At 62.7% G+C, this 1484-nt stretch carries 2 protein-coding genes; both read right to left on the bottom strand.

Translation table 11 applies throughout. The annotated features are described in order from the left end of the window. A partial coding sequence (locus B3873_RS16180) for an MCP four helix bundle domain-containing protein (RefSeq protein WP_286867297.1) occupies positions 1 to 953 on the bottom strand: 953 nt, incomplete at its 3' end. Positions 954 to 1168: 215 nt separating this feature from the next. Beyond that, positions 1169 to 1484 (bottom strand): aminotransferase class I/II-fold pyridoxal phosphate-dependent enzyme (locus B3873_RS16175; protein ID WP_286867296.1); only part of this gene is annotated, 316 nt, incomplete at its 5' end.

Genomic DNA, 1484 nt, shown 5'->3' with positions numbered 1-1484 from the left:
TCGGCGTTCTGGCGCACGGTGGAGATCAGTTCTTCCATCGCCGAGGCAGTTTCTTCCAGTGAACTGGCCTGCTGTTCGGTGCGCCCGGACAGGTCGAGGTTGCCGGCCGCGATCTCGGCCGAGGCCGTGCTGATGGTATCGGTGCCGGTGCGCACATTGGCGACGATGCCGCGCAGGCTGTCATTCATGTCCTTGAGCGATTGCAGCAGCTGGCCGGTCTCGTCGCGCGAGGTCACCTGCACCTGGGTCGCCAGGTCGCCCTCGGCCACCTTGCGCGACACCACCACCGCCGTCTGCAGCGGCTTGGTGATGCCCAGCGTCAGGGTGCGCGCCAGCACGATGCCCAGCAACAGGATCAGACCCTCCAGCACCATGATCAGGATGCGGCTCTGGGCAGCGATGTTGTCGATTTCCTTGGCGGTATCGTCGATATCCTTGCGCTGGATGTCGACCATCTCGCGCATCAGTTTCTGGTAGGTCGCGGCGGCGGGCACGAAGACGGTGTCCAGCAGGCGCATGGCTTCTTCCACGTTGCCTGCCGCCTTCAGTTTGACGATCTGGTCACGCGACGACAGGTACACCTTGCGCTGCTCGCCGATCTTCTGGAACAGCGCCTTTTCTTCGGGGGTGACCAGCAAGCCCTCGACCTGCTTCTGGTACTCCGAGGAACTCTTGGTGGAGGCCGCGGCTTCCTCCGCGAAATACGCTGCCAGCGACGGATCACTGCTCTTGGCGATGGCCAGGGTGCGGCGAATGCCGGCGGTCAGGTTGGTATACCAGTCGCCCATGAGGCGTTCAGTCTTGAGCGGATCGTTCATCATCTCGCGCGTGGCCGTCGACACCTGCTCCAGTCGCCACAGGCTGATACCCGCCACGATGGCGGAAAACGCGAGGATCACGGCAAAGCCCAAGGTCAGGCGCTTGCCGATATTCATGTTGCCAAGGATATTCATGTCTTTTCCGTCCCTAGCGAAGCCTCCGGGCGAGGACTCCGCAATGTCATCTTGATTATTGTTGTCACCACGACAGTCGGCGACTGTCGTGGTTCGTCACTATGGCACGCGAGGGCAAGTGGAACAAGACAAATAAGCCCGGAACAGACGGGCAATGGCGGTTCTCTTCCCGAGGGCGCGGAAACCATGCCTGCATTGCCCCAGCATGCGGGAATTCAAGCTTGTTGATCCAGCAACCTGGCCATGGCGGCGGCAAATCGCGGGTCCGACAGCTGTCCGACATTGAAGCGGGACCACGGCACGCTGTGTTCCGGGTCGACATGGAAGATGCTGCCAGGAGCCAGCACCACGTGATGCGCCATCAAGGCCTGCGCCAGTGGCCGGGCATCCGTAAAGGCGGGAAATCTGGCCCACAGGTACATGGATTGCTGAGGCGCGCAGAACAACTCTGCCCCCAGTTGCTGCAGCTGGTGGCAGGCGGCGTCGGTGGCGTGCGCCAGACGCTCGCGCAGGCGCGCCGTGTGGCGGGTG

The organism is Herbaspirillum sp. UBA812, from assembly GCF_002296545.1.
Taxonomy (GTDB): domain Bacteria; phylum Pseudomonadota; class Gammaproteobacteria; order Burkholderiales; family Burkholderiaceae_D; genus Herbaspirillum; species Herbaspirillum huttiense.
The sequence above is the reverse complement of the archived record's forward strand: the minus strand, read 5'-3'. Positions and strand labels throughout refer to the sequence as shown.